Raw genomic sequence first — 19,357 nt, forward strand, 5'->3', positions numbered from 1 at the left:
TCGCGGAATGAGGTATGCGCCAGAGCAATGCGAGTGAGATTTCGAGTATACAGAATCATCCCTGCGCTCCCGGAGGCCGCCGGGAGCGCAGGGATGAAAAGGCCGCCCAACGGCGGAAACGACTTCCCCGGAATCCTCGGGATTATTGGCCGGGAGACGGATCGACTACCCAGCTTCCCGCCGAGTCCGGCGAGTCGTTGAAGAAGTATTCGCGGATCGAGGCGAGGACGACCTCTCGTGAGATCAGTCCGTCGTCGTCGCGATCGAAATGACGGAGAATTTCATCGATCTCGGGCTGCGAATGGTTCAGCAGTGAACCGGCCCACAGAGTGAACTCGGTCGCGGTCAGCTTTCCGTCACGATCGGCGTCCGCGATGTCCAGAGCCGCGTTGATCAGGGGAAGGTAGTCTTCTTCGAACGAGTCGACCGTCTCCAACGAACCTGACAGAGATGCTTCTTTGAACTCTTCTTCGCTTACCTTCCCGTCGCTGTTCGCGTCGCAATGAGCGACCAGTCGATCCCACACAGCGAAATTCAACTCCGCGACCCGCTGCATCTCGGGGTCATCGGGTTCCCGTCCGAAGGCCTGTCCCATACGTTCCACCGCGAGGGCGAAGTCGCCGCGCTCGATAACACCGTCCCCATTCACGTCGTAGGCATGGAAGCGCTTGCTGAGTTTGCGGTCGAGAAAATCAGAGATCATGTTCCTGAACACTCTTTCTCTCTTGACATTACAGCCGAGAAGCGGACTCGTCCTGACACGACCGAGTGCAGGTCCAGCATATCGAGCGGCTAGGCGTGCTCGGGGAGAAATGCCGGAATCACCGGGTCCACAGCTGTGGTATCAACCATCTCGGCAACCGCCGACTCACGCTCCGTGCTGACTCTCCGAAGACGAACTCCCTCAACGGATCCCGCGTCACCGACACTGACACACCAGCGGCGGCCGCGACACCGAAAAGAACACACCGCGGACCACCGCGAATGACGTGGTGTATCAACGCTCCGCCGGACACCGACAAATCTGCCAGATCGAGCCGGTCAGCACGGCTACCGCACTACCCTCATCCGTAGCGACAAGGCCGCATGGCCATGGGATGGCGCCGAGCGGTTGGTCCCGCAACCGGGCACGCGCATATAGCAGAGACGCCGCTGCACCGGCCTCGGTCGGCTCGTGCGGGTGTCAGACAGTCTTGATGGTGCCGCCGTCGATGACGAAGTCCGCCCCCACGATATTGGCAGACTTATCGGAAACGAGGAAGGCGATCAGTGCCGCGACCTCTTCCGGCTCGGAGATCCGGCCGGAGGCGATATTGAAAATATCACCGAGGTTCTCCAGTAGTTCGGCATGAGAAATACCCTGTGCAGCAGCGACGTTTGTTCCGAAGCTTTCCGGACCGCGCCACAGCGGACTACCCACCACACCAGGCGATACGGTGTTGACGCGCACCCCGTGCGGGCCGAACTCGTCGCTGAGTCGTTTGCTGAGGGCAGTCAGCGCGGCCTTGGCCTCGCTGTAGCCGATTGGGCCGGGAGTAGGGGTTTGGGCGAAAATCGAGGATATGTTCACGATCGATCCACGCCGTTGCAGTAGGCTAGGCAGTGCTGCCCGGGTGGCCCATACGGCGCTGAACAGATTGAGGTCGAACAGATTTCGCCACTGATCGTCGGTGACATCGAGAAAGCCGCCCAGCCCCAGCAGATCCGCATCACCCGCGCCCACGTTGTTGACCAGGATGTCGATACCGCCGAGCTCGGCGAGTGCACCGTCGATCAGCCGCGTCGCTCCCTCCGCAGTGCTCAGATCAGCTGACACCGCAGCGATACTTACCTTCTCCAGTTCAGGTGTGATGGTGCGGGCGCCACCGACGACCCGCACGCCTTCGGCAGTCAATGCCTCGGCTATGGCCAATCCGATACCGCGGCTGGCTCCGGTGACAACTGCTGTCTTGCCGGTCAATTCGAGATCCATGCAGATTCTCCTTCCTGAACTGCCAGTCGAAGGTAGCCGGCGCCGGGCTCAGCCGCACCGCCGCTTCGGGTCGGCCCGGGGTAGGCCGGGCAGCATGCGGGGATGATATCCGAATACCTCAATCGAGATCGGCAAAGTCGGACGAAATACGTTGGCATACCGAATAATTCGGCACCGCATGTAGTGCCCCGGCCCAGTAACTGGGGTGATGCACACATGTAGTCGTGTCCCAATCGCCGCTGCCGCGGCTACCGGATCCGCATGACAGCGGCCAGCGACTGGCTCTGGAACACGTTCGCTCATCCGGTCGGACAGGTCAGCGGTGTCGACGACGGTCAGCCGGTTCTCCATAAGCAGCGCTACGTAGTCATCCAGTGCCAACCGTGGTTCCAGGTCGGCCACTCGGTCGTGGCAGTAGGTGCGGCTCATGGCGCTGACTTGCGCCACAGGTGATCCGCACTGCGGCCGGGCCGGGTGTGTGGGCGCGGATGGCGGCGATGATGCGGGTTGCCCGGTCGATGGGCCGGTCGTGGCCCAAGAGGCGGGACAGACGTTTCGCGCGAGTGCGGCGCTCGGTGCGGTCGAGGGACAGGGCGCGGGCCAGCGTGGTGGTGAGGTCCTCGGGGGAATTCGGGTCGGCGAGTAGGGCGGCGTCGCCGAGTTCGGTTGCGGCACCGGCGTAGCGGGACAGCACCAGCACCCCGGGGCGGAAGCCGGGTCCGGTCACCGCCGACTGGGCGGCGATGAATTCCTTCGCAGTCAGGTTCATGCCGTCCTGCAGGGACGTTACCCAGAACACGTCCGCGGCCAGGTAGTGGTCGATCACCTCCGGGAGCGGCAGATTATGCGGGATATAGTCGATTGGTTGCCAACTGCCGACACGCCAGGCGTCGTTGATCTCGGTGGTGCGTCGCTCGAGAGTGCGGCGAGTGGTGTCGTATGCGGAAATGCCTGGTTCCGGTGGTGGGCAGACGAGCCGGAACACCAGTCGGCCGTGCAGGTCCGGGCGGTGGTCGAGCAACGCCGCTATGGCGTCGACTTTGTGTACAGGGGCTTTGGTGTAGTCGAGACGTTCGACAGAGAGCACCAATGCGTGTCGGCTCGGTCGTATGCGCGAGGCGCGGCTGCGGGCGAGTGCTTCGATGGCTGGACGGTCGATACCCAGCGGATGCACACCCAAGGCTGGCAGTGCGGGCTGGCCGACCAGAGTTTGTCGAAAGTTGTCGGCGAAGGCATCGGTGTGAAAACCAGCCCAATTTAACTTCGCGAGCGAGCAGAGGATTTCGTCTGCGGCGGGCAGGGCAGCGAACACCTCCGGCGGTGGGAACGGAGTGTGGTGGAACAGTCCGATGCGCAGGCGATATGCGCTCAAACATCGCTTTCAAGGAGCCGATGTGCGGATGCGACACGGAGGGGTTGCTGGGTTGCCGTAGAGATCAACCACCTCATCGCCAGCTATGACTGATCTCTGGCCACACCATGCTTAACAAGGCTTGATCAGCGGCAGTCCAGTTCACAGCGGCCGAGCGTGCCCAGCCTCGGCCCCGCCTCCAACAGGCTTCTCTCCCGCGATCAGAAACTACCGACCTGACTCGGGGTGTCCGGTGCGGTGCGCTGGACAGGTGGCTCGAGGGTCAGCAGCACCGGCCCCTCTGTACTGGAGGCGAGGCGTTCATCAAGGGTCGGTTCGTCGACCCGGACGAGGAGAATGGCGTCGCTTCGGCAAGAATCAGGTGGTGGACAAGGGCACGCTTCCGAATGAGTGGACCATCGAGGAGGTGCGGCGACGAGCGCAGGACAGCACCGTGGAGTTGTTGGATCTCACCACCCCGGCATTTCTGGCACCACTCGAACCTAGTGCTGTGTCAGGCAACGTTCGGTAGGTAATCCGGGTGCCGGATCTTGGATCCGACGGCGAAGTCGCGGACGGGTCGGGCGTGCTGGTTGCGCCAGCGGATGTAGGTGCTGATCGCCTCGTCTTGTTCGCCGTGGCTGCGGTGGTCGGTGCCGTTCACAGCGCGAAGTACCGCAGCGCGGCGAACTCGCACTCGATACGGTTCAGCCACGAGGAGTAGGTAGGCAGGAACACCAGCTCGACCGCGTTCGCCGTGCACCACGCCTTGACCTCAGCGCGTTTGTGGACCGAGTAGTTGTCCCAGATCAGAGACAGTTTCCGGCCCGGCCAGCGCGCTCGCAGCGATTTCAGGAACGCCAGGAACTCCGTCCACCGTTTCCGGTCCGGGATCCGGTAGTACAACTGGCCTGAACGCAACGCACCGGACATGTGCCGGACGCCCTGGGTGCGCCGGTAGGTCGCGCGCAACCGGCGTGGCCGTCGGGCGGTGAACCAGCCGCGGCCGGGGCGGGGCTGCAGGTTCAGCGGCCCGAACTCGTCCACGCAGACCACGCGGCCGTCGGCGGGCGGATGGTCGTAGAGGTCGAGCACCCTCGCCATCTTGGCCTGAAAATCCGGGTCGCCCGGAGCCTTCCACGTTTTCGTGGCCTGTTCGCTGATTCTCGCAACACCGTCGCGCGCAACCCGATCGATGCTGCCGGTTGGATCCCGAACTTGGGTACGAGTTGGCCGTGGACACATTCGCTGCTAAGCCGAGGGTGTGCCACTGTTTGTCGCCTAACATCAGTGGTCCGTGAATCTCGACGACCGCCGTGAGTCGGCACACGGCGTCGTTACGAACGACGACAACTGCTGGCGTTCGGTAACCGCGCCTCGCGGCAATTGAGGACGTTGGCCCAGAGGGCTCGTGGACGGCTCGTCGGCGGCGCTGCCTGGTCGGCGGGTGAAATCGGCCACCACACGATCCACCAACTCCGGCGGAAACGTCCACGTCGACAGCCCGACCGCGATGCGGTCGGACAATCGCTCATCCGTTTCCAGCTTGACCTGACCAGGTCTCGGCATCCACACACCTTCGGCCGCAGACCCTCCCAGGTAAAATCCTCGAGTCACTGGTTGGGCTAACAGGTCGACTTTTCTTCATCACTCAGACTGCGAGTCGTTGTTTGAATAGTTGAATGCTTACCGTCTGTTCCATCCGGGACAGCTTTGAAGATACCAGTGTAGATCCGATACTTCTGATCAGGAGGCCCGTCGGGGTAAGTTTGCATATATGGAGTCTCAAGGTACCCATAATAGATCTTCATGATTTGCGCGCGTTCGACGAAAGCAATGGTCCCCTGGTCCACCGTCACCTGAGTGCTTCCGCCTTCGGTGTGTGCGGTCTCGGATGAGGCTCCGAAGGCAATATTCGCCACATTCGGGCCGACGTTCACGCCGAAGGTGTACGCAGCTCTCGTCTCATCACTCCATGCGACGGTCTGCACCAGGCTGGCCGAGCTGCAATTTTTTGCCGAGGAACCCACCTGCTTGAATGGCACTCTCGGCGTCTCGAGCACGTCACTTGTCCCTTGGACGGTAAATGTACAGTTCATGCCATGGCTCTCGCATTCCGTCAATAGTTCCCAACCGGACGGATCCGAGACGCCAATCTCGATGATCTCGTTGGCAGAGGCTGTCGGCGTCATTATCGAAAAAATTCCGAGGGTCATGATCGAGATCAGGGCCGCTCGCCCAACGCGCCGCGGTACCGTCGCCGGGCAGGTTTTCATCTTCTCCATCCTCTCCATGTCTGGTATCGCGTTCCCAGACCGTCTGTAGCCGTGCTGGAAAGTCTCGCCGTAACAATGGATACAGTCGGTCGGGTAGGTCTGTGCTTCTGGTCTTCGGTAGAGTTGTTCTACTTGATGTGGGCCGGAAGTCGCCACGGCTGCCCGTGGCAGTTCCAAATCCGCAGCTGGGTGCCATCGGAAACATCCTCGGCGTCCAGGCATCGACCCGACTGAGGGTTACGGAGCGTAGAACGCGTTGGTGTTCCGCCTTTTTCCCACCGCTGCGCTTCGGCTCCATTGCAGGGCCACAACTGCACTCGCGTGCCGTTCTTCGTGGCGCCACCGTCTACGTCAAGGCATTTTCCGAGGATTTGCAGCGTGCCGTCTGCGTTAACGGTCCACCTCTGGTTCGCTCCCCCAAGGCAGGGCCACAACACAATCGATGTGCCCGCGGCATCTGAGCCCCCGTAAACGTCCATGCACTTGCCGCCAGGCCCGACGACAGGGCCGGTCCTAGGGAGGCTCCACTTCTGGTTCGCCCCCTCGTGACATTCCCAGATCTGAAGCCGGGCACCGCTATCGGTGGAGCCGTCCACGATATCCAGGCATTTACCCGTCTGCACGTTACGCAGCCTCGATCCGTCCGACCTCCACTGCTGTCTTTTTGTTGCGTTGCAAGTATACAGATGGGTCAGTGTTCCACTCCCGGTTCCGGTGCCGACAAGGCCGAGACATTTGCCAAGAGCGGTCAGGGAGCCGTCAGGCTGAACCACCCATTGCTGGTTCACTGCGCCGGTACAGTCTGCCAACACGATCGGCGTACGATCTGCTGAGCCGCCCCCACTCACGGCCATGCATTTACCAGCCGCCCCCACTAAATGGCCGGTAGCCCAAGAGTTATCGGCCTGCGCTGACGGGCCAGATAGCGCCAGAATCACCATAGGAGCCACACAGAGCGCCGCTGCCAGCTTTTTAAGTCGGTTCATTCTTCCACCTATCCATTGCGCTAACCTCTGCAATTGTGGCTGCGGATATCGGCGGTCGTGAACGAGCCCAGCGCCGCCGCGGTGATCGCATGTATGCCACACTCGGCTGAACCAGAACTACTGAATGTTCTGGTCGGCTCAGCCGAAGATGATCGAGTCTCGCCTGGGTAGTTCCGCTGGGCGGTTGGCCTCCAGCCACATGTGGACTGCCTGGGCGACCCCCTGAACCAGCGGCACGCGGCGCTGTTGGGCGATACTCCGGAATTCCGCCCTCTGTCCGATTGGGAGGAAGGTCGCGAACGACTCGGCCCCCGCCGTGTCAATGGTGGCGGGTATTGATTCCAGCTCGCGCCATCCGGCGATGGCTTGTTCCACGGCGGTCTGGACCTCGAGGCCGAACTGGCCTGCTCTGGCCTTCAGCTGTTCGTGGAGCTGTTCGGGCAGCTCGGTGACGATCTTCTCTCGGTCGGAGCTGCCGGCTAGAAGACCCATGATGGACACCTTTGCCGAGTAGTGCGGGCGACTGCGTGGTATCGGGCCTGCGGCCCACATCATCCCTTTGCCGGGCATGCACGCCCCTGTGGATACTACCGGCCGCACGCCGCTTATCCGTGGGAATCGTTGTGCAGAGCTTTCTTTCGCGAACAGAGGTCATATCGGCCAATGTCGCGGCGAGCCGAGCGAGCATTGAGCGGACAGACTGTTCGGTGGCATAGTCACCTCGGTCAGCGGGGTGCAGGTTGGTGGTCAGCCGCAAAGGCATACGCTCATCGACCGCTACCCACGGCTGGCGAAACTCCGCGATCAGCTGATCGCCGCGCCGATTGTGCGTGTGCGCCGAGTCCAGCCCGAGCCGTCCTGAGCCGAGCGGATCGCAGTCATGAGTCGTCGGCCAGTGCTGCACGGATCCGCGTCGCGAACTGCGTCATCTCGGTGTCGTTGTAGTCGAGGATGCCGTTGGATGCGTCGACCGCGTAGAGCTGCTGGCAGGCGTAGGGCACGCCGGGCGGCAGCGGGGCGATGTGCCAGTGAACATGCGCGTTGCCGAGTTTCGCGCCCAGCGACATCACGTAGGTACGCTCCGGATTCGTCACCGCGGCGACGGCGCGGGCGACCCGGTGCACCACCGATTGCAGCCGCAGGTACTGCTCGGTGGTGAGATCGCCCACCACGTCTTCGACGTGGCGGCGCGGCACCACCAGCACATAGGCGGGCAACGTGGGATACCGGTTCAGGAACGCGACATGCTCGCCGTCGTCGAAGACCGTGTGGTGCTCGTAGCCGGGCTCGCCGGCCAGGAAGGCGCACACGAAACACTGCTCGGCCCGCACCCGCCGTTCGTAGCCGGCCAGATCCATCGGCACACGGCGCGCCTCGAGGTCAGCCACACTGTCCGGTAGTGTCGCTTCGGGTTTCGCCGCGATCAGATGGGCGAAGCGGGCCGTTTCGACATAGGGGTGCCGGTCGGCGAGCAGATTCTCCAGCCGCAACAGCTGGGCGAAGAACTGCGGATCGTGTTTGGCGTCGTCGTCACTGATCAGATCGCACACCGCGCGCACCCCGTAACGGACCGGTCGACCCAGACCTGCGGCGACCATATCGGCAGCCAGCTCGGTCGCTGTGACCGCGTCGATCTCGGTGTCGTAGGTGACCGACGTCCGGGTTGTGGCGTCCAGCAGCCGCACGGCCTCGTCCAGCTCCCCGCGCCGCACAGCCGCGGTCAACGGGTCGCTGGCGGGATTGGGCACGAGCACCGACAGCAGTCCGCCCGGCCCCAGCACCGACACCATCGACTCGAGCGCTTCGGGTCGGTGCGGCACGTATTGCAGCACATTGTGAGCTATGACCACGTCGAACGATGCCCGTGGGGCCATCTCGGTCAAGTCCGCAGCACCTGCGAGGCGGGTCTCGATTAGCTGCGCGCAACCGTGGGCCTCGGCCAGCGTCGCGGCCTCCTCGAGCGATGCCCGCGACGTGTCGACGACAGTGACGCGGTGGCCCAGGGCGGCCAGGCGCACCGCGTCCAGGCCGTTGCCGCCGCCCACGTCGAGCACCGCAAGAGGACGGTTCGGCAGGTGGCGGCCAAGGTTGGCTGCGACCTGCTCGTAGCGAAGCCGACCCCACGGTGTGGCCTGATAACCGCGGAATGCGTCCGAATGCCGATCGAATGCCGAGACCATAAGGCCCCTTCCTACCTGGAAACCGCTGCTGCCACAGGTGTACGACACCGACCACGACAGCGCCGATGAAGAGCCACCACCGCCTCGGGACAAAGCATTCGCGCACAGCTTGAACCGTCCTGGTTCCGGTAGAGACTCGGGTTCAGGCCACCTCGGCTGAGATGGCCTGTTGATGGTAGAGGTGTTCGTATTCGGTCGGCGGTAGGTATCCGATCGCCGAGTGGAGGCGTTGGGTGTTGTACCAGTGCACCCACGACGCTGTTTCCCGTTCGAGTTCTGCCCGGCCGGTGAAGGGCGGGTGCCGGTCGATCAGCTCGGTTTTGTAAGACCCGATCGCCGATTCCATGAGGGCATCGCCGACGCTGCCGACGGACCCGGCGATACCCGAGCCTCGCAGCGTTTCGGTGAAAGCCAGCCACGTGTATTGATCGGGTTCAACCGGTGGAAGCAACATCCGAGGTCAGGAGGGTGTTGTGGGAAGGCCGTCGGATTGGGTGCGGGAGGTAACGGGACGAGTTTCGATGCGGTCGCCGGGGCACCCCGGTCATCAGCGGGTGGTCGAGCGTGGGTTCTGGGACAGGATCGCCAATGGTGATCTGCCGACGGAATGCGCTGTCGCGGCCGGTGTCTCGTCTGCGGTGGGGACGAGGTGGTTCCGTGATGCTGGCGGGATGTCACCGTATTCGTGGAGTCCTCCATCGGGCCGGTTCCTGTCGTTCGCCGAGCGAGAGGAGATCGCGCTGTTGCGGCCCCGGGGCAGCGGTGTCCGGCAGATCGCTGCAGCGCTGGGGCGTAGCCCTTCGACGATCTCGCGGGAACTACGGCGTAATGCCGCGTACAGGAGTGATCGATCATCGCTCGGCTTCCCGGACTCGGTCGAGGATTCGTTCCGGGCGGCCAACAGGGTGACTTCGTGGACCGGGATGCTCCGTAACGCGATCGAGAGCTTTTTCTCAGCGTTCACACGGCAAAATTTGGCCGCGCCCAAAGAATGAAGCGATCTCCTTGGAGTGTGCTGGTCGGCAGCACCCGCAGCCCAACCCGAGGAGACCAGCAAATGCGAACCGGCACCACCGCGAGCATGCCGCGGATCAAGACCTCGTGGCTGCTCGGCGCCATGGGCGCCTCGGCGAGCCGGCGCGCGTCGCGGTCGATCAACGCCGACGCGGTAGCGACCGAAACCAACGCCACGACCGGGGCGACCGCGTTCGTCGTCGCCGACGGCGTCGGGGACCATCTGCTGGCTGCCCGGGCGGCCCGCACGGTCGCCGCGGCGGCGGCGCGGTTCGGTGCACGCGAGGGGGCGCGGGCGGGCATCATCGCGGCCCAGCGGGAACTGCTGCGCGAGGTCCCGGAGCCGTCGGCCGACAGCGTGCTCGTCGTCGCGGTGCTGCCCGCCGCCGGTCGGCCCGATGGGCCCTGTGAGGTGGCTTGGGTGGGTGACTGTCGCGCTTACCGGTGGAACGGCCGGGTACTGCACCAGATCACCACCGATCACACCGTCGCCGAGATGTGCCGAGCTCGCGGACGCGTTCCTACGCCACGCATGGGCCATCTCGTCACTACCTCCGCCCGCACCGCGCGTCCGGACGAAATCGGCTACGCCGCGACCGGGTCGAGCACGGGCAGGCTGCTGCTGAGCACCGACGGAGTGCACAAGCCACTGGGCATCGCCACGATCAAGGCGATACTGGCGGAAGGCGACACGGCGCACGCCATCGCGAACACCCTGGTGGACGCCGCCGTTCTGGCCGGAGGGAAAGACAACGCCACCGCGCTGGCCGTGGACTTGCCCTCCCGCGCCGCCGACTGCTGAATCCGGCATCCAGCGAGACCGGCCCCCACCCCGGCAACTCGTCGGGACCGAGGCGTTCGCGACGCGAACAATATATATGTCGAAATGCTATGAATCTTCGCCGGAAGGGCGCAGGATGTCGCCGTGGAGTTGACAGCCGTGCGCATCGACAAACCGGATGATCTCAACGTCATCATCGGACAGTCCCACTTCATCAAAACCGTGGAGGACCTGCACGAAACCCTCGTGGGGGTCGGACCTCACCTGCGATTCGGGCTGGCGTTCTGCGAGGCTTCCGGACCGCGCCTGATCCGTCACTCCGGCAACGACGATTCGCTGGTCGAGCTCGCCACGAAGAACGCGGCGGCGATCGCGGCGGGACACTCGTTCATCGTCTTCCTCCGCGAGGGCTACCCGGTCAATGTGCTCAATGCCGTGAAGCAGGTCCCGGAAGTGTGCGGGATCTTCTGTGCCACGGCCAATCCCGTGGAAGTCCTCATCGCCGAGTCCGAGCTGGGGCGAGGAATCCTCGGAGTCGTCGACGGTTCCGCGCCGCTCGGCGTGGAAAGCGCCGACGACCAGGCGGCCCGCAAGCAGCTACTGCGCCGGATCGGCTACAAATTGTGAAATCCACGGCGCGATAGTCGCCCGGCCACCACGTCGGTCAGCCCACGGTCTCGGGGCGGTCGGACAACCCGAGGCGCAGATGTTCGCTGTGATAGATCGCCTCGTCCAGCAGTTGGGCGACGTGATTGTCATAGAGGCTGTAGACGATGCTGCGGCCGGTGCGCGTTCCCGTGACCAGACCCAGGTTGCGCAGAAGCCGAAGCTGGTGTGACACGGCGGACTGCTCCATGCCGATGGCGTCGGCCAGCGCACTCACCGACACGGGCCCTTGGCGCAGCTCGGTGAGGATCATCAACCGGCTCGGGGTGGCGAGCGCTTGCAGCGTGGTCGCCACATGCGCGGCCGATTCCGGGTCCAGGCGCGCGACAGGCCGGTCCCTGCCTTCGACACCGTGTCCCATAGCTGACCAGCATACTCTAGGAACAAATGAAGACGTGTTCATGTTTTCTGATATGGTCGGGCGGTCTGTTCGTCGTTGTCTTGGAGGTGCCCTGTGGCCGCGCCGACTCTCGCGCCGACCCGTCCGACTCCGGCATCCGCTCCCGCGCCCGCGCGCCGGACCCGGCTGTTCACCTTGCCGGAGGCCCGTTGGGCCGCGGTGGCCGCGCTGCTGTTCCTGGCCGGCCTGGCGGTGCAGCTGACCGATGGCCCGCAATGGGTGTGGTGGGGTCTGTACCTCGCTTGTTACGCCGCGGGCGGATGGGAACCGGCCTGGGCGGGATTGCAGGCACTGCGGGACAAGACGCTCGATGTCGACCTGCTCATGGTCGCCGCGGCGATCGGCGCCGCGGCGATCGGCCAGATCACCGACGGCGCGTTGCTGATCGTCATCTTCGCGACCTCCGGCGCACTGGAAGCGCTGGCCACCGCCAGGACCGAGGACTCGGTGCGCGGACTGCTCGACCTCACGCCGGACACCGCGACCCGGGTCACCCGCGATGGTGACGAGGAGACGGTGAACGCCGCCGAACTCGAAGTCGGGGATGTCGTCGTGGTGCGCCCCGGTGAGCGGATCGCCGCGGACGCGACGGTGGTCTCCGGCGGCAGCGAGGTCGATCAGGCCACCATCACCGGTGAGCCGCTGCCGGTCGACAAGACCGCGGGCGACGAAGTGTTCGCGGGCACTCTCAACGGCACCGGCGCGCTGCGTATCCGCGTCGATCGCCGGGCGCAGGACTCCGTGGTCGCCCGGATCGCCGCCCTCGTCGAGCAAGCCGCCCGAACCAAGGCGCGCACACAGCTTTTCATCGAGAAGGTGGAACAGCGGTACTCGATCGGCATGGTCGTGGTCACCCTCGCGGTGTTCGCGATTCCCCTGCTGCTCGGAGAAACGCTGCAGCGGGCGCTGTCGCGAGCGATGACGTTCATGATCGTCGCCTCCCCCTGCGCGGTGGTGCTGGCCACCATGCCGCCGCTGCTGGCGGCCATCGCCAACGCGGGCCGCCACGGCGTCCTGGTCAAGTCCGCGGTGGTCATGGAGAAGCTCGGCGCCACGACGCACGTCGCCTTCGACAAGACCGGAACCCTGACCCGCGGCACCCCGGTACTCGCCGAGATCCACCGCGTGGACGAACGATTCGACGAGAGCGAGTTGCTGCGGCTCGCGGCCGCGGCCGAGCGTTCGAGCGAGCATCCGCTGGCCGCGGCGATCGTGCGCGCGGCCCGCGTCCGGGATCTGGAACTGCCCGACGTCACCGAGTTCACCGCATATCCCGGTCGCGGCGTGACCGCGCTCGTCGGTGACCGCCGCATCGGCGCCGGCTCCCCCGCCACGGCAGGACCGGCATCGGACGGCATCGCGCGAACCATCGTCGACACCGTGCAGGCGAACGGCTACACCGCTGTCATCGTGACCTGCGAGCACCAGCCGATCGGTGTACTCGCCCTCACCGACCAGCTGCGGCCGGAAGCGGTGGCGGCAGTCCGCGCTACCACCACCTCGATCGGCACGGCGCCGGTGCTGCTGACCGGCGACAACCGCGCCACGGCCGACCGGCTCGCCGCCACGGTCGGCATCACCGACGTGCGGGCCGGGCTACTGCCCGACGACAAGGTGACCGCGGTGCGGGAACTGCAGGCCGACGGGCGGAAAGTGACCGTGGTCGGTGACGGCATCAACGACGCCCCGGCCCTCGCCGCGGCCGAGGTCGGCATCGCGATGGGCGGGGCCGGGTCCGACCTGGCGATGCAGACCGCGGACGCCGTGGTCGTGCGCGACGATCTGACCACGATCCCGGCGGTGATCGCGTTGTCCCGGCAGGCGCGGCGCGTGGTGATCGCGAACTTGACCATCGCCGCCACGTTCATCGGCGTGCTGGTCGTCTGGGACCTCGCCGGCACCCTGCCCCTTCCGCTCGGCGTCGCCGGACACGAGGGATCCACCGTCATCGTCGGGCTCAACGGGCTGCGCCTGCTCCGCCGGGCGGCATGGGAACGCGCCGCCGGTACCCGTAGCTGACACGGTCCGCGGCCACGGAGTATGCGCCGATGCCGCCGCAGTGCGGGGCTCGCCCGCACCGCGGCGTTGTGGCCGGACCGGGGATCAGTCGGCGCGAACCTCGCCGCGATCGCCGCTCCAGAGCGTGTGGTATTTGCCTTCGGCGTCGACGCGTTCATAGGTGTGGGCGCCGAAGTAATCACGCTGCGCCTGGGTGAGCGCGGCCGGGAGGCGCTCGGCGCGCAGGGCGTCGTAGTAGGACAGGGACGACGCGAACGCCGGTACCGGGATTCCGAGCAGGGTCGCGGTGGCCACGACGCGGCGCCAGCTGTCGATGGCGGTCTCGATCGCCTCCCGGAAGTACGGCGCGAGGATCAAGCTCGGCAGCGCCGGATTCTCGTCGTAGGCGTCCTTGATCCGGTTCAAGAAGCGGGCGCGGATGATGCAGCCGCCGCGCCAGATCGTCGCGAGGTCGCCGGGGCGCAGATTCCAGTCGTATTCGGCGCTGCCCGCGGCGATCTGGTCGAAACCCTGCGCGTAAGCGACCACCTTCGAGGCGTAGAGCGCTTGCCGGATGTCCTCGGTGAACTGCTCTACGTCGGCGGGCTTCTCGGCCAACCGGCCCGAAGCGAGCCCCTTGGCGGCCTTGCGCTGGTCGCGGGAACCGGAGAGCGCTCGCGCGAACACCGCTTCGGCGATTCCGGTCACCGGCACGCCGAGGTCGAGCGCGGACTTCACCGTCCAGCGCCCGGTGCCCTTCTGCTCCGCCGCGTCGACGATCACGTCCACCAGCGGTTTGCCCGTCTTCGCGTCCACCTGCTCGAGGACTTCGGCCGTGATCTCGACGAGGTAGCTCTCCAGATCGCCGGAGTTCCACTGGGTGAACACATCGGCGATCTGTTTGGCGTCGAAGCCCAGCGCGTCGCGGAACAAGTGGTAGGCCTCGCCGATCAACTGCATGTCGGCGTACTCGATGCCGTTGTGCACCATCTTGACGAAGTGCCCGGAGCCGTCGGGACCGATATGGGTGCAGCACGGCGTTCCGTCGACCTTCGCCGCGATGGATTCCAGCAGGGGACCGAGCGAGTCGTAGGACTCCTTCGGGCCGCCCGGCATGATCGCGGGGCCGTTGAGCGCACCCTCCTCGCCACCGGAGATGCCGGCGCCGACGAAGTTCAGCCCGCGCTCGCGCATCGCCGCTTCTCGCCGAATGGTATCGGTGTAGAGGGCGTTTCCACCGTCGATGATGATGTCGCCCGGTTCCATCGCGGCCGCCAGTTCCTCGATGACCGCGTCGGTCGCGGCGCCGGCCTTGACCATGATCAGCACCCGGCGTGGCTTCTCCAGCGCGGCGACGAACTCCTCGACCGTCTCGGTGCGCACGAAGTCGCCGTCGTCACCGTGGGCCTCGAGCAGTGCGTCGGTCTTGGCGACGGTGCGGTTGTGCAGCGCAACGGTATAGCCGTTCCTGGCGAAGTTCCGTGCGATGTTGCTACCCATGACCGCCAGACCGGTGACCCCGATCTGTGCACGCGCTGTAGAGGTCGGCATCGATCAACTCTCTTCGTTCGACAGGGCGGCGCGTCCGCGCGAAGCTGTTCGGCGGCTGCATCGTGGAGTCCGTTCCACGACGCTTCAGACCTTACCTACCCCGCCGGCGCGGGCACGGAAGGCATCGCGAGCCGCATCCGGTCCGCCGCGCTCACCCGTAGGCGATGCGTTCGAGCAGCTCCAGTGCCTCGCCGACCTTGTGCAGCTCGCCGGAGGGCAAGCTCTCGGACAAGACCTGCGCCAGAACGTCGTTCGCCGACGCCTGATGTCCGCACACCCAGGCGCGGCCTTCGTCGGTGAGAGTCAGATTCACCCGGCGCCCGTCGTTCGGATCGCGCACACCGACGATCAGGCCCTGATCGCGCAGACCGTCGACCACGTTGCGCATGGTCTGCGGTCGCAGCATCTCCAGTCGTGCCAGGTCCACCGCGGCCAGGGCGCCGTACCGGTGCAGGCGCCCCAGCACCGCCCACTGCGTCGCGGACAGCCGCCGTTCATCGGGATCCCTTCGCGCGCGCCGCAGAATCACGGTGGACGCGATGCGCAGCCGGGCAGCCATGGACGACAGCGCTGCGGCGTCCGCGGTGTCAGCGCTCACGGGCGGCTCCCTCTGCTTATCTGATCGACGACGATCCCGGTCGGTGATGGCTCGGGAAGCCTACTCGACAGTAGCTTCGGAACGTCGCTTATGACGAAATCGTCACACAGGCGAGGGTTCCCACACCGACCCGTCCCCCACGCCGCCACAGACACTCCGATGCGCCACACTGACCGCGATGCGCACACAGGCCAACAGCAGACAGCCACGGCGGAGACCGCCGCATCGGCGCCAGATGATCCTGGATGCCGCGGCCGACGCGTTCACGCACGGCGGTTATTACGGCACGACGATGGCCGACATCGCGGCGGCGGTCGACATCTCCGCGACGGCGTTGTACCGGCACTTCCGCAACAAACAACAGCTCTTGGGACAGTGCCTGCTGGTGGGCCTCGACGACACCCTGTACCGGGTGGACGCCGCGTACCGCGCCGACGATTCCGGCGACGCGGTCCTGGCGGCGCTGGTGCGGGTGGCGCTCGAACTGCGCGGCTTGCCGAGGCTGTGGCAACTGGAGTTCCGCAACCTGACCCCCGCCGACAAAACCGCCGTGCTGGTCCGGGCTTCGCGCATCACCCGGTACCTGCGACGCACGATTCGCCTGCGCAGGCCGGAACTGAGCACCGCCGACGTCGAACTACTCAGCTGGTGCGTGCTGTCGATCGCGGTCAGCCCCTCCTACCACCGCGCCGAGTTGCCCGCTCCGGCCGCCGCGCAGGTGCTCGACGCCGCCGTCGCGGCGGTGATCGCCACCGAGCTGCCCGAGCATCCGGCGGGCCATGCGCCGAACCGGCAGCCGCGCACGGAGACCGGCAACATCGCGCTCGACCGAGCACTGCGGTCGGAGCGGATGCTCGCCGAAGCGGCGCGACTATTCAGCACCCGCGGCTATGCCGCCGTAGGCATCGAAGACATCGGCGCGGCCGTCGGCGTCACGGGTCCTGCCTTGTACCACCACTTCTCGAGCAAGGCCGAGCTGCTGGACCAGATCGTCCGACGGCAGGACGAGTGGCTTCGGCTGCTGCTCGCCCGGGCGATCGCCGAGGGCCGCGGCGCCGAGGAGACAATGCGCTCACTCCTGCGCAGCTTCGCGCAACTGGGCGTCGACGAGCCCGATCTGCTGGCCATCACCGTCAGCGAGACCCGGCATCTGCCGGGTGACGCGGTGCAGCGCTATCGGAGGGTGCGCTTGGACGGCATCGCCCAGTGGGCCCGCATGCTGCAAGCCGTGCGGCCGGACTTGCCCGCTCCGGCGGCGCGGGTGCTCAGCCGTGCCGTCACCACCGTGGTCATCGATGCGGTACGCAATCCACGCTTCCGCAGGCGCGGCGATCTCGTCGACGTTCTCGTGACGATCGGAGAGCGGATCGAAACGGCCGGAATCCATGGGCGAATTCCCGCACAGTGATTTGTGCCACTTATTGGTCATTAACTTAACCATGCCAATTGCGCGCTATCAGCGGATTTTATGCAGCGGTCATTCAATCATTTACTTAGTAGTCATTAACATCGGATTGCTTTCGCATGTTCGGTGCCGCACAGTGTGCCGGGGGCGATCACCCATCCGTGCGCCCACCTGATCCCTTGCCGGTACACCGGCCGTTTTGTCGAAAGGCCCTGGCCCGTGAGCCATTACAAGAGCAACGTGCGTGACCTCGAGTTCAACCTGTTCGAGGTGTACGGACTGGACGACGTCCTCCGCACCGGAGCGTTCGGTGACCTGGACGGCGACACCGTGCGGTCGATGCTGGCGGAGGCCGCGCGCCTGGCCGAAGGACCGGTGGCCGAGCCGTATGCCGACACCGATCGCAATCCACCGGTGTTCGATCCCGCCACCCACTCGGTCAGCCTGCCGGAATCGTTCAAGAAGTCGGTGCGGGCGTGGTACGACGCCGACTGGTGGCGCGTCGGCAAGGCCGAGGCGATCGGCGGTGTACCCGCGCCCTCGATGGTCAGCTGGGCGATCAGCGAATTCGTCCTCGGCGCTCAGCCCGCGGCCTACCTGTACCTGACCGGTCCGTCGATGGCCCATATCATCCACGGCATCGGCACCGACGAGCAGAAGAAGTGGGCGCAGATCGCCGCCGACCAGGGCTGGGGCGCCACCATGGTGCTGACCGAGCCCGACGCAGGCTCCGACGTCGGAGCGGGCCGCACCAAAGCGCTCGAGCAGGAAGACGGCACCTGGCACATCGAGGGCGTCAAGCGGTTCATCACCTCCGCCGACTCCGACGATCTGTTCCCCAACATCATGCACCTGGTACTGGCCCGCCCCGAGGGCGCCGGACCGGGCACCAAGGGCCTGTCGCTGTTCTTCGTGCCGAAGTTCCACTTCGACCCCGAGACCGGTGAGCTGGGCGAGCGCAACGGCGTGTTCGTCACCAACGTCGAGCACAAGATGGGCCTCAAAGCCTCCGCCACCTGCGAGGTCACCTTCGGCGGCCACGGCATCCCCGCCAAGGGCTGGCTGGTCGGCGAGGTGCACGACGGCATCGCGCAGATGTTCGAGGTCATCGAGGAAGCGCGGATGATGGTGGGCACCAAGGCCATCGCGACCTTGTCCACCGGCTATCTCAATGCCCTCGAATACGCCAAGGCCCGCGTGCAGGGCAGTGATCTGACCCAGATGGCGGACAAGGCCGCGCCGAAGGTCCCCATCACCCGGCACGCCGATGTGCGGCGGTCGCTGATGATGCAGAAGGCGTACGCCGAAGGGCTTCGCGCGATCTACCTCTACACCGCAGGCCATCAGAACGATGTTGTCGCTCAGCACATCTCGGGAGCGGACGCCGAATTGGCCGCTCGGGTCAACGATCTGCTGCTGCCGATCGTCAAGGGTGTCGGCTCCGAGCGCGCCTACCAGTACCTGACCGAGTCGCTGCAAACCCTCGGCGGTTCCGGCTTCCTGCAGGACTACCCGATCGAGCAGTACATCCGCGACGCGAAGATCGACTCGCTCTACGAGGGCACCACCGCCATCCAGGCGCAGGACTTCTTCTTCCGCAAGATCGCCCGCGACCGCGGCGTCGCGCTCGCCCATCTCGCGGGCAAGATCCGGGACACGGCGCACTCCACCACCGGCAACGGCAGGCTCAAGGTCGAGAAGGTCCTGCTCGCCACCGCGCTCGAAGACGTCCAGGACATGGCGGGCCGATTCACCCAGCACCTGCTCGCCGCGCAGGAACAGCCCACCGAGTTGTACAAGATCGGACTGAACTCCGTCCGGTTCCTGCTCGCCGTCGGAGACCTCCTCGTCGCCTGGCGACTCATCCTCGCCGCCGAAATCGCCTCGGCCGCACTCGATGCCGACCCCGGCGACCAGGACCGCGCCTTCTACCAGGGCAAGATCGCCGTCGCGTCGTTCTTCGCCAAGAACGTCCTGCCGCACCTCAGTGCGGATTGGTCGGTCATCTCCGACGTGGACATCAGCGTCATGGAACTCGACGAAGCCGCGTTCTGAGCCGGCCCGGATCCCACGACCGGCGGGCTCTCCCCCGGCGGTCACCGCGGAAACCGCGGCCGGTATCACCGGCCGCGGTTTCCGCCGCTATCGAGCCGACCGCGTTCGGGGCGGCGGCGCAGGC

General features: G+C 65.6%; 17 protein-coding genes and 2 pseudogenes. 6 read left to right on the top strand and 13 right to left on the bottom strand.

Features of this window, described 5'->3' with window-relative positions; genetic code table 11:
- Positions 1–142: 142 nt before the first annotated feature.
- The 10 genes and pseudogenes from GVY39_RS17640 to GVY39_RS17680 all read right to left on the bottom strand — a co-directional run.
- Positions 143–715, bottom strand: coding sequence for an EF-hand domain-containing protein (locus GVY39_RS17640; protein ID WP_159925786.1), 573 nt, complete (start codon positions 713–715; stop codon positions 143–145).
- A 468-nt stretch (positions 716–1,183) separates the two neighbouring features.
- The gene (locus tag GVY39_RS17645; protein WP_159925788.1) at positions 1,184–1,972 is read right to left on the bottom strand and encodes an oxidoreductase; all 789 of its coding nucleotides are present in this window, start codon (positions 1,970–1,972) and stop codon (positions 1,184–1,186) included.
- A 367-nt stretch (positions 1,973–2,339) separates the two neighbouring features.
- The gene (locus GVY39_RS17650) at positions 2,340–3,344 is read right to left on the bottom strand and encodes a trehalose-6-phosphate synthase (protein WP_159925790.1); all 1,005 of its coding nucleotides are present in this window, start codon (positions 3,342–3,344) and stop codon (positions 2,340–2,342) included.
- 493 nt (positions 3,345–3,837) lie between these two features.
- Complete coding sequence (locus GVY39_RS34450; RefSeq protein WP_223514302.1) at positions 3,838–3,987, bottom strand: hypothetical protein; 150 nt, start codon at positions 3,985–3,987, stop codon at positions 3,838–3,840.
- Entirely contained in the window at positions 3,984–4,427 is a 444-nt protein-coding gene (locus GVY39_RS17655; RefSeq protein WP_236565508.1) for an IS630 family transposase, read from the bottom strand. Before GVY39_RS17655 ends, GVY39_RS34450 begins: the two co-directional genes overlap by 4 nt.
- A gap of 521 nt (positions 4,428–4,948) precedes the next feature.
- Positions 4,949–5,608: a hypothetical protein gene (locus GVY39_RS17660; protein ID WP_159925792.1), complete on the bottom strand. Its 660-nt coding sequence runs from the start codon at positions 5,606–5,608 to the stop codon at positions 4,949–4,951.
- 119 nt (positions 5,609–5,727) lie between these two features.
- Complete coding sequence (locus GVY39_RS35295) at positions 5,728–6,585, bottom strand: ricin-type beta-trefoil lectin domain protein (RefSeq protein ID WP_159925794.1); 858 nt, start codon at positions 6,583–6,585, stop codon at positions 5,728–5,730.
- A gap of 138 nt (positions 6,586–6,723) precedes the next feature.
- The gene (locus GVY39_RS17670; RefSeq protein WP_159925796.1) at positions 6,724–7,077 is read right to left on the bottom strand and encodes a hypothetical protein; all 354 of its coding nucleotides are present in this window, start codon (positions 7,075–7,077) and stop codon (positions 6,724–6,726) included.
- Positions 7,078–7,463: 386 nt separating this feature from the next.
- Positions 7,464–8,765, bottom strand: coding sequence for a methyltransferase domain-containing protein (locus tag GVY39_RS17675; RefSeq protein WP_159925798.1), 1,302 nt, complete (start codon positions 8,763–8,765; stop codon positions 7,464–7,466).
- Between the two features lie 142 nt (positions 8,766–8,907).
- A pseudogene (locus GVY39_RS17680) lies at positions 8,908–9,192 on the bottom strand (integrase core domain-containing protein); the annotation flags it as partial.
- A 67-nt stretch (positions 9,193–9,259) separates the two neighbouring features.
- Between GVY39_RS17680 and GVY39_RS33925 the strand changes: the two are divergent.
- The 3 genes and pseudogenes from GVY39_RS33925 to GVY39_RS17695 form a co-directional block, all read left to right on the top strand.
- Positions 9,260–9,616, top strand: a pseudogene (locus GVY39_RS33925) (helix-turn-helix domain-containing protein); the annotation flags it as partial.
- Positions 9,617–9,822: 206 nt separating this feature from the next.
- Entirely contained in the window at positions 9,823–10,581 is a 759-nt protein-coding gene (locus tag GVY39_RS17690; protein WP_201295256.1) for a PP2C family serine/threonine-protein phosphatase, read from the top strand.
- 123 nt (positions 10,582–10,704) lie between these two features.
- Positions 10,705–11,187, top strand: a complete 483-nt coding sequence (locus GVY39_RS17695; RefSeq protein ID WP_159925800.1) for an adenosine-specific kinase — start codon at positions 10,705–10,707, stop codon at positions 11,185–11,187.
- 37 nt (positions 11,188–11,224) lie between these two features.
- Here the strand turns inward: GVY39_RS17695 and GVY39_RS17700 are convergent, their stop codons facing one another.
- Positions 11,225–11,587 carry a metalloregulator ArsR/SmtB family transcription factor gene (locus GVY39_RS17700; protein WP_159925802.1) on the bottom strand — a complete coding sequence of 121 codons (363 nt, stop codon included), beginning with the start codon at positions 11,585–11,587 and terminating at the stop codon, positions 11,225–11,227.
- A gap of 93 nt (positions 11,588–11,680) precedes the next feature.
- On the opposite strand from GVY39_RS17700, the gene GVY39_RS17705 reads away from it, so the two are divergent.
- Positions 11,681–13,645, top strand: a complete 1,965-nt coding sequence (locus GVY39_RS17705) for a heavy metal translocating P-type ATPase (protein WP_159925804.1) — start codon at positions 11,681–11,683, stop codon at positions 13,643–13,645.
- Between the two features lie 84 nt (positions 13,646–13,729).
- Here GVY39_RS17705 and gndA read toward each other — a convergent pair whose 3' ends face one another.
- Both gndA and GVY39_RS17715 read right to left on the bottom strand, forming a co-directional pair.
- On the bottom strand, positions 13,730–15,175 hold the full coding sequence (gene gndA / locus GVY39_RS17710; protein WP_159925806.1) for an NADP-dependent phosphogluconate dehydrogenase: 1,446 nt from the start codon (positions 15,173–15,175) through the stop codon (positions 13,730–13,732).
- Between the two features lie 151 nt (positions 15,176–15,326).
- Positions 15,327–15,773: a MarR family winged helix-turn-helix transcriptional regulator gene (locus tag GVY39_RS17715; RefSeq protein ID WP_159925808.1), complete on the bottom strand. Its 447-nt coding sequence runs from the start codon at positions 15,771–15,773 to the stop codon at positions 15,327–15,329.
- A gap of 178 nt (positions 15,774–15,951) precedes the next feature.
- Here GVY39_RS17715 and GVY39_RS17720 point away from each other — a divergent pair, with 178 nt between their 5' ends.
- Positions 15,952–17,181 (top strand): TetR/AcrR family transcriptional regulator, encoded by a 1,230-nt coding sequence (locus GVY39_RS17720; RefSeq protein WP_159925810.1) that lies wholly within the window; start codon positions 15,952–15,954, stop codon positions 17,179–17,181.
- A 216-nt stretch (positions 17,182–17,397) separates the two neighbouring features.
- Positions 17,398–19,233 (top strand): acyl-CoA dehydrogenase, encoded by a 1,836-nt coding sequence (locus GVY39_RS17725; RefSeq protein ID WP_159925812.1) that lies wholly within the window; start codon positions 17,398–17,400, stop codon positions 19,231–19,233.
- Positions 19,234–19,357 lie beyond the last annotated feature (124 nt).

This window comes from Nocardia sp. CY15, from assembly GCF_009829295.1.
In the GTDB taxonomy this organism is placed as follows: domain Bacteria; phylum Actinomycetota; class Actinomycetes; order Mycobacteriales; family Mycobacteriaceae; genus Nocardia; species Nocardia sputi.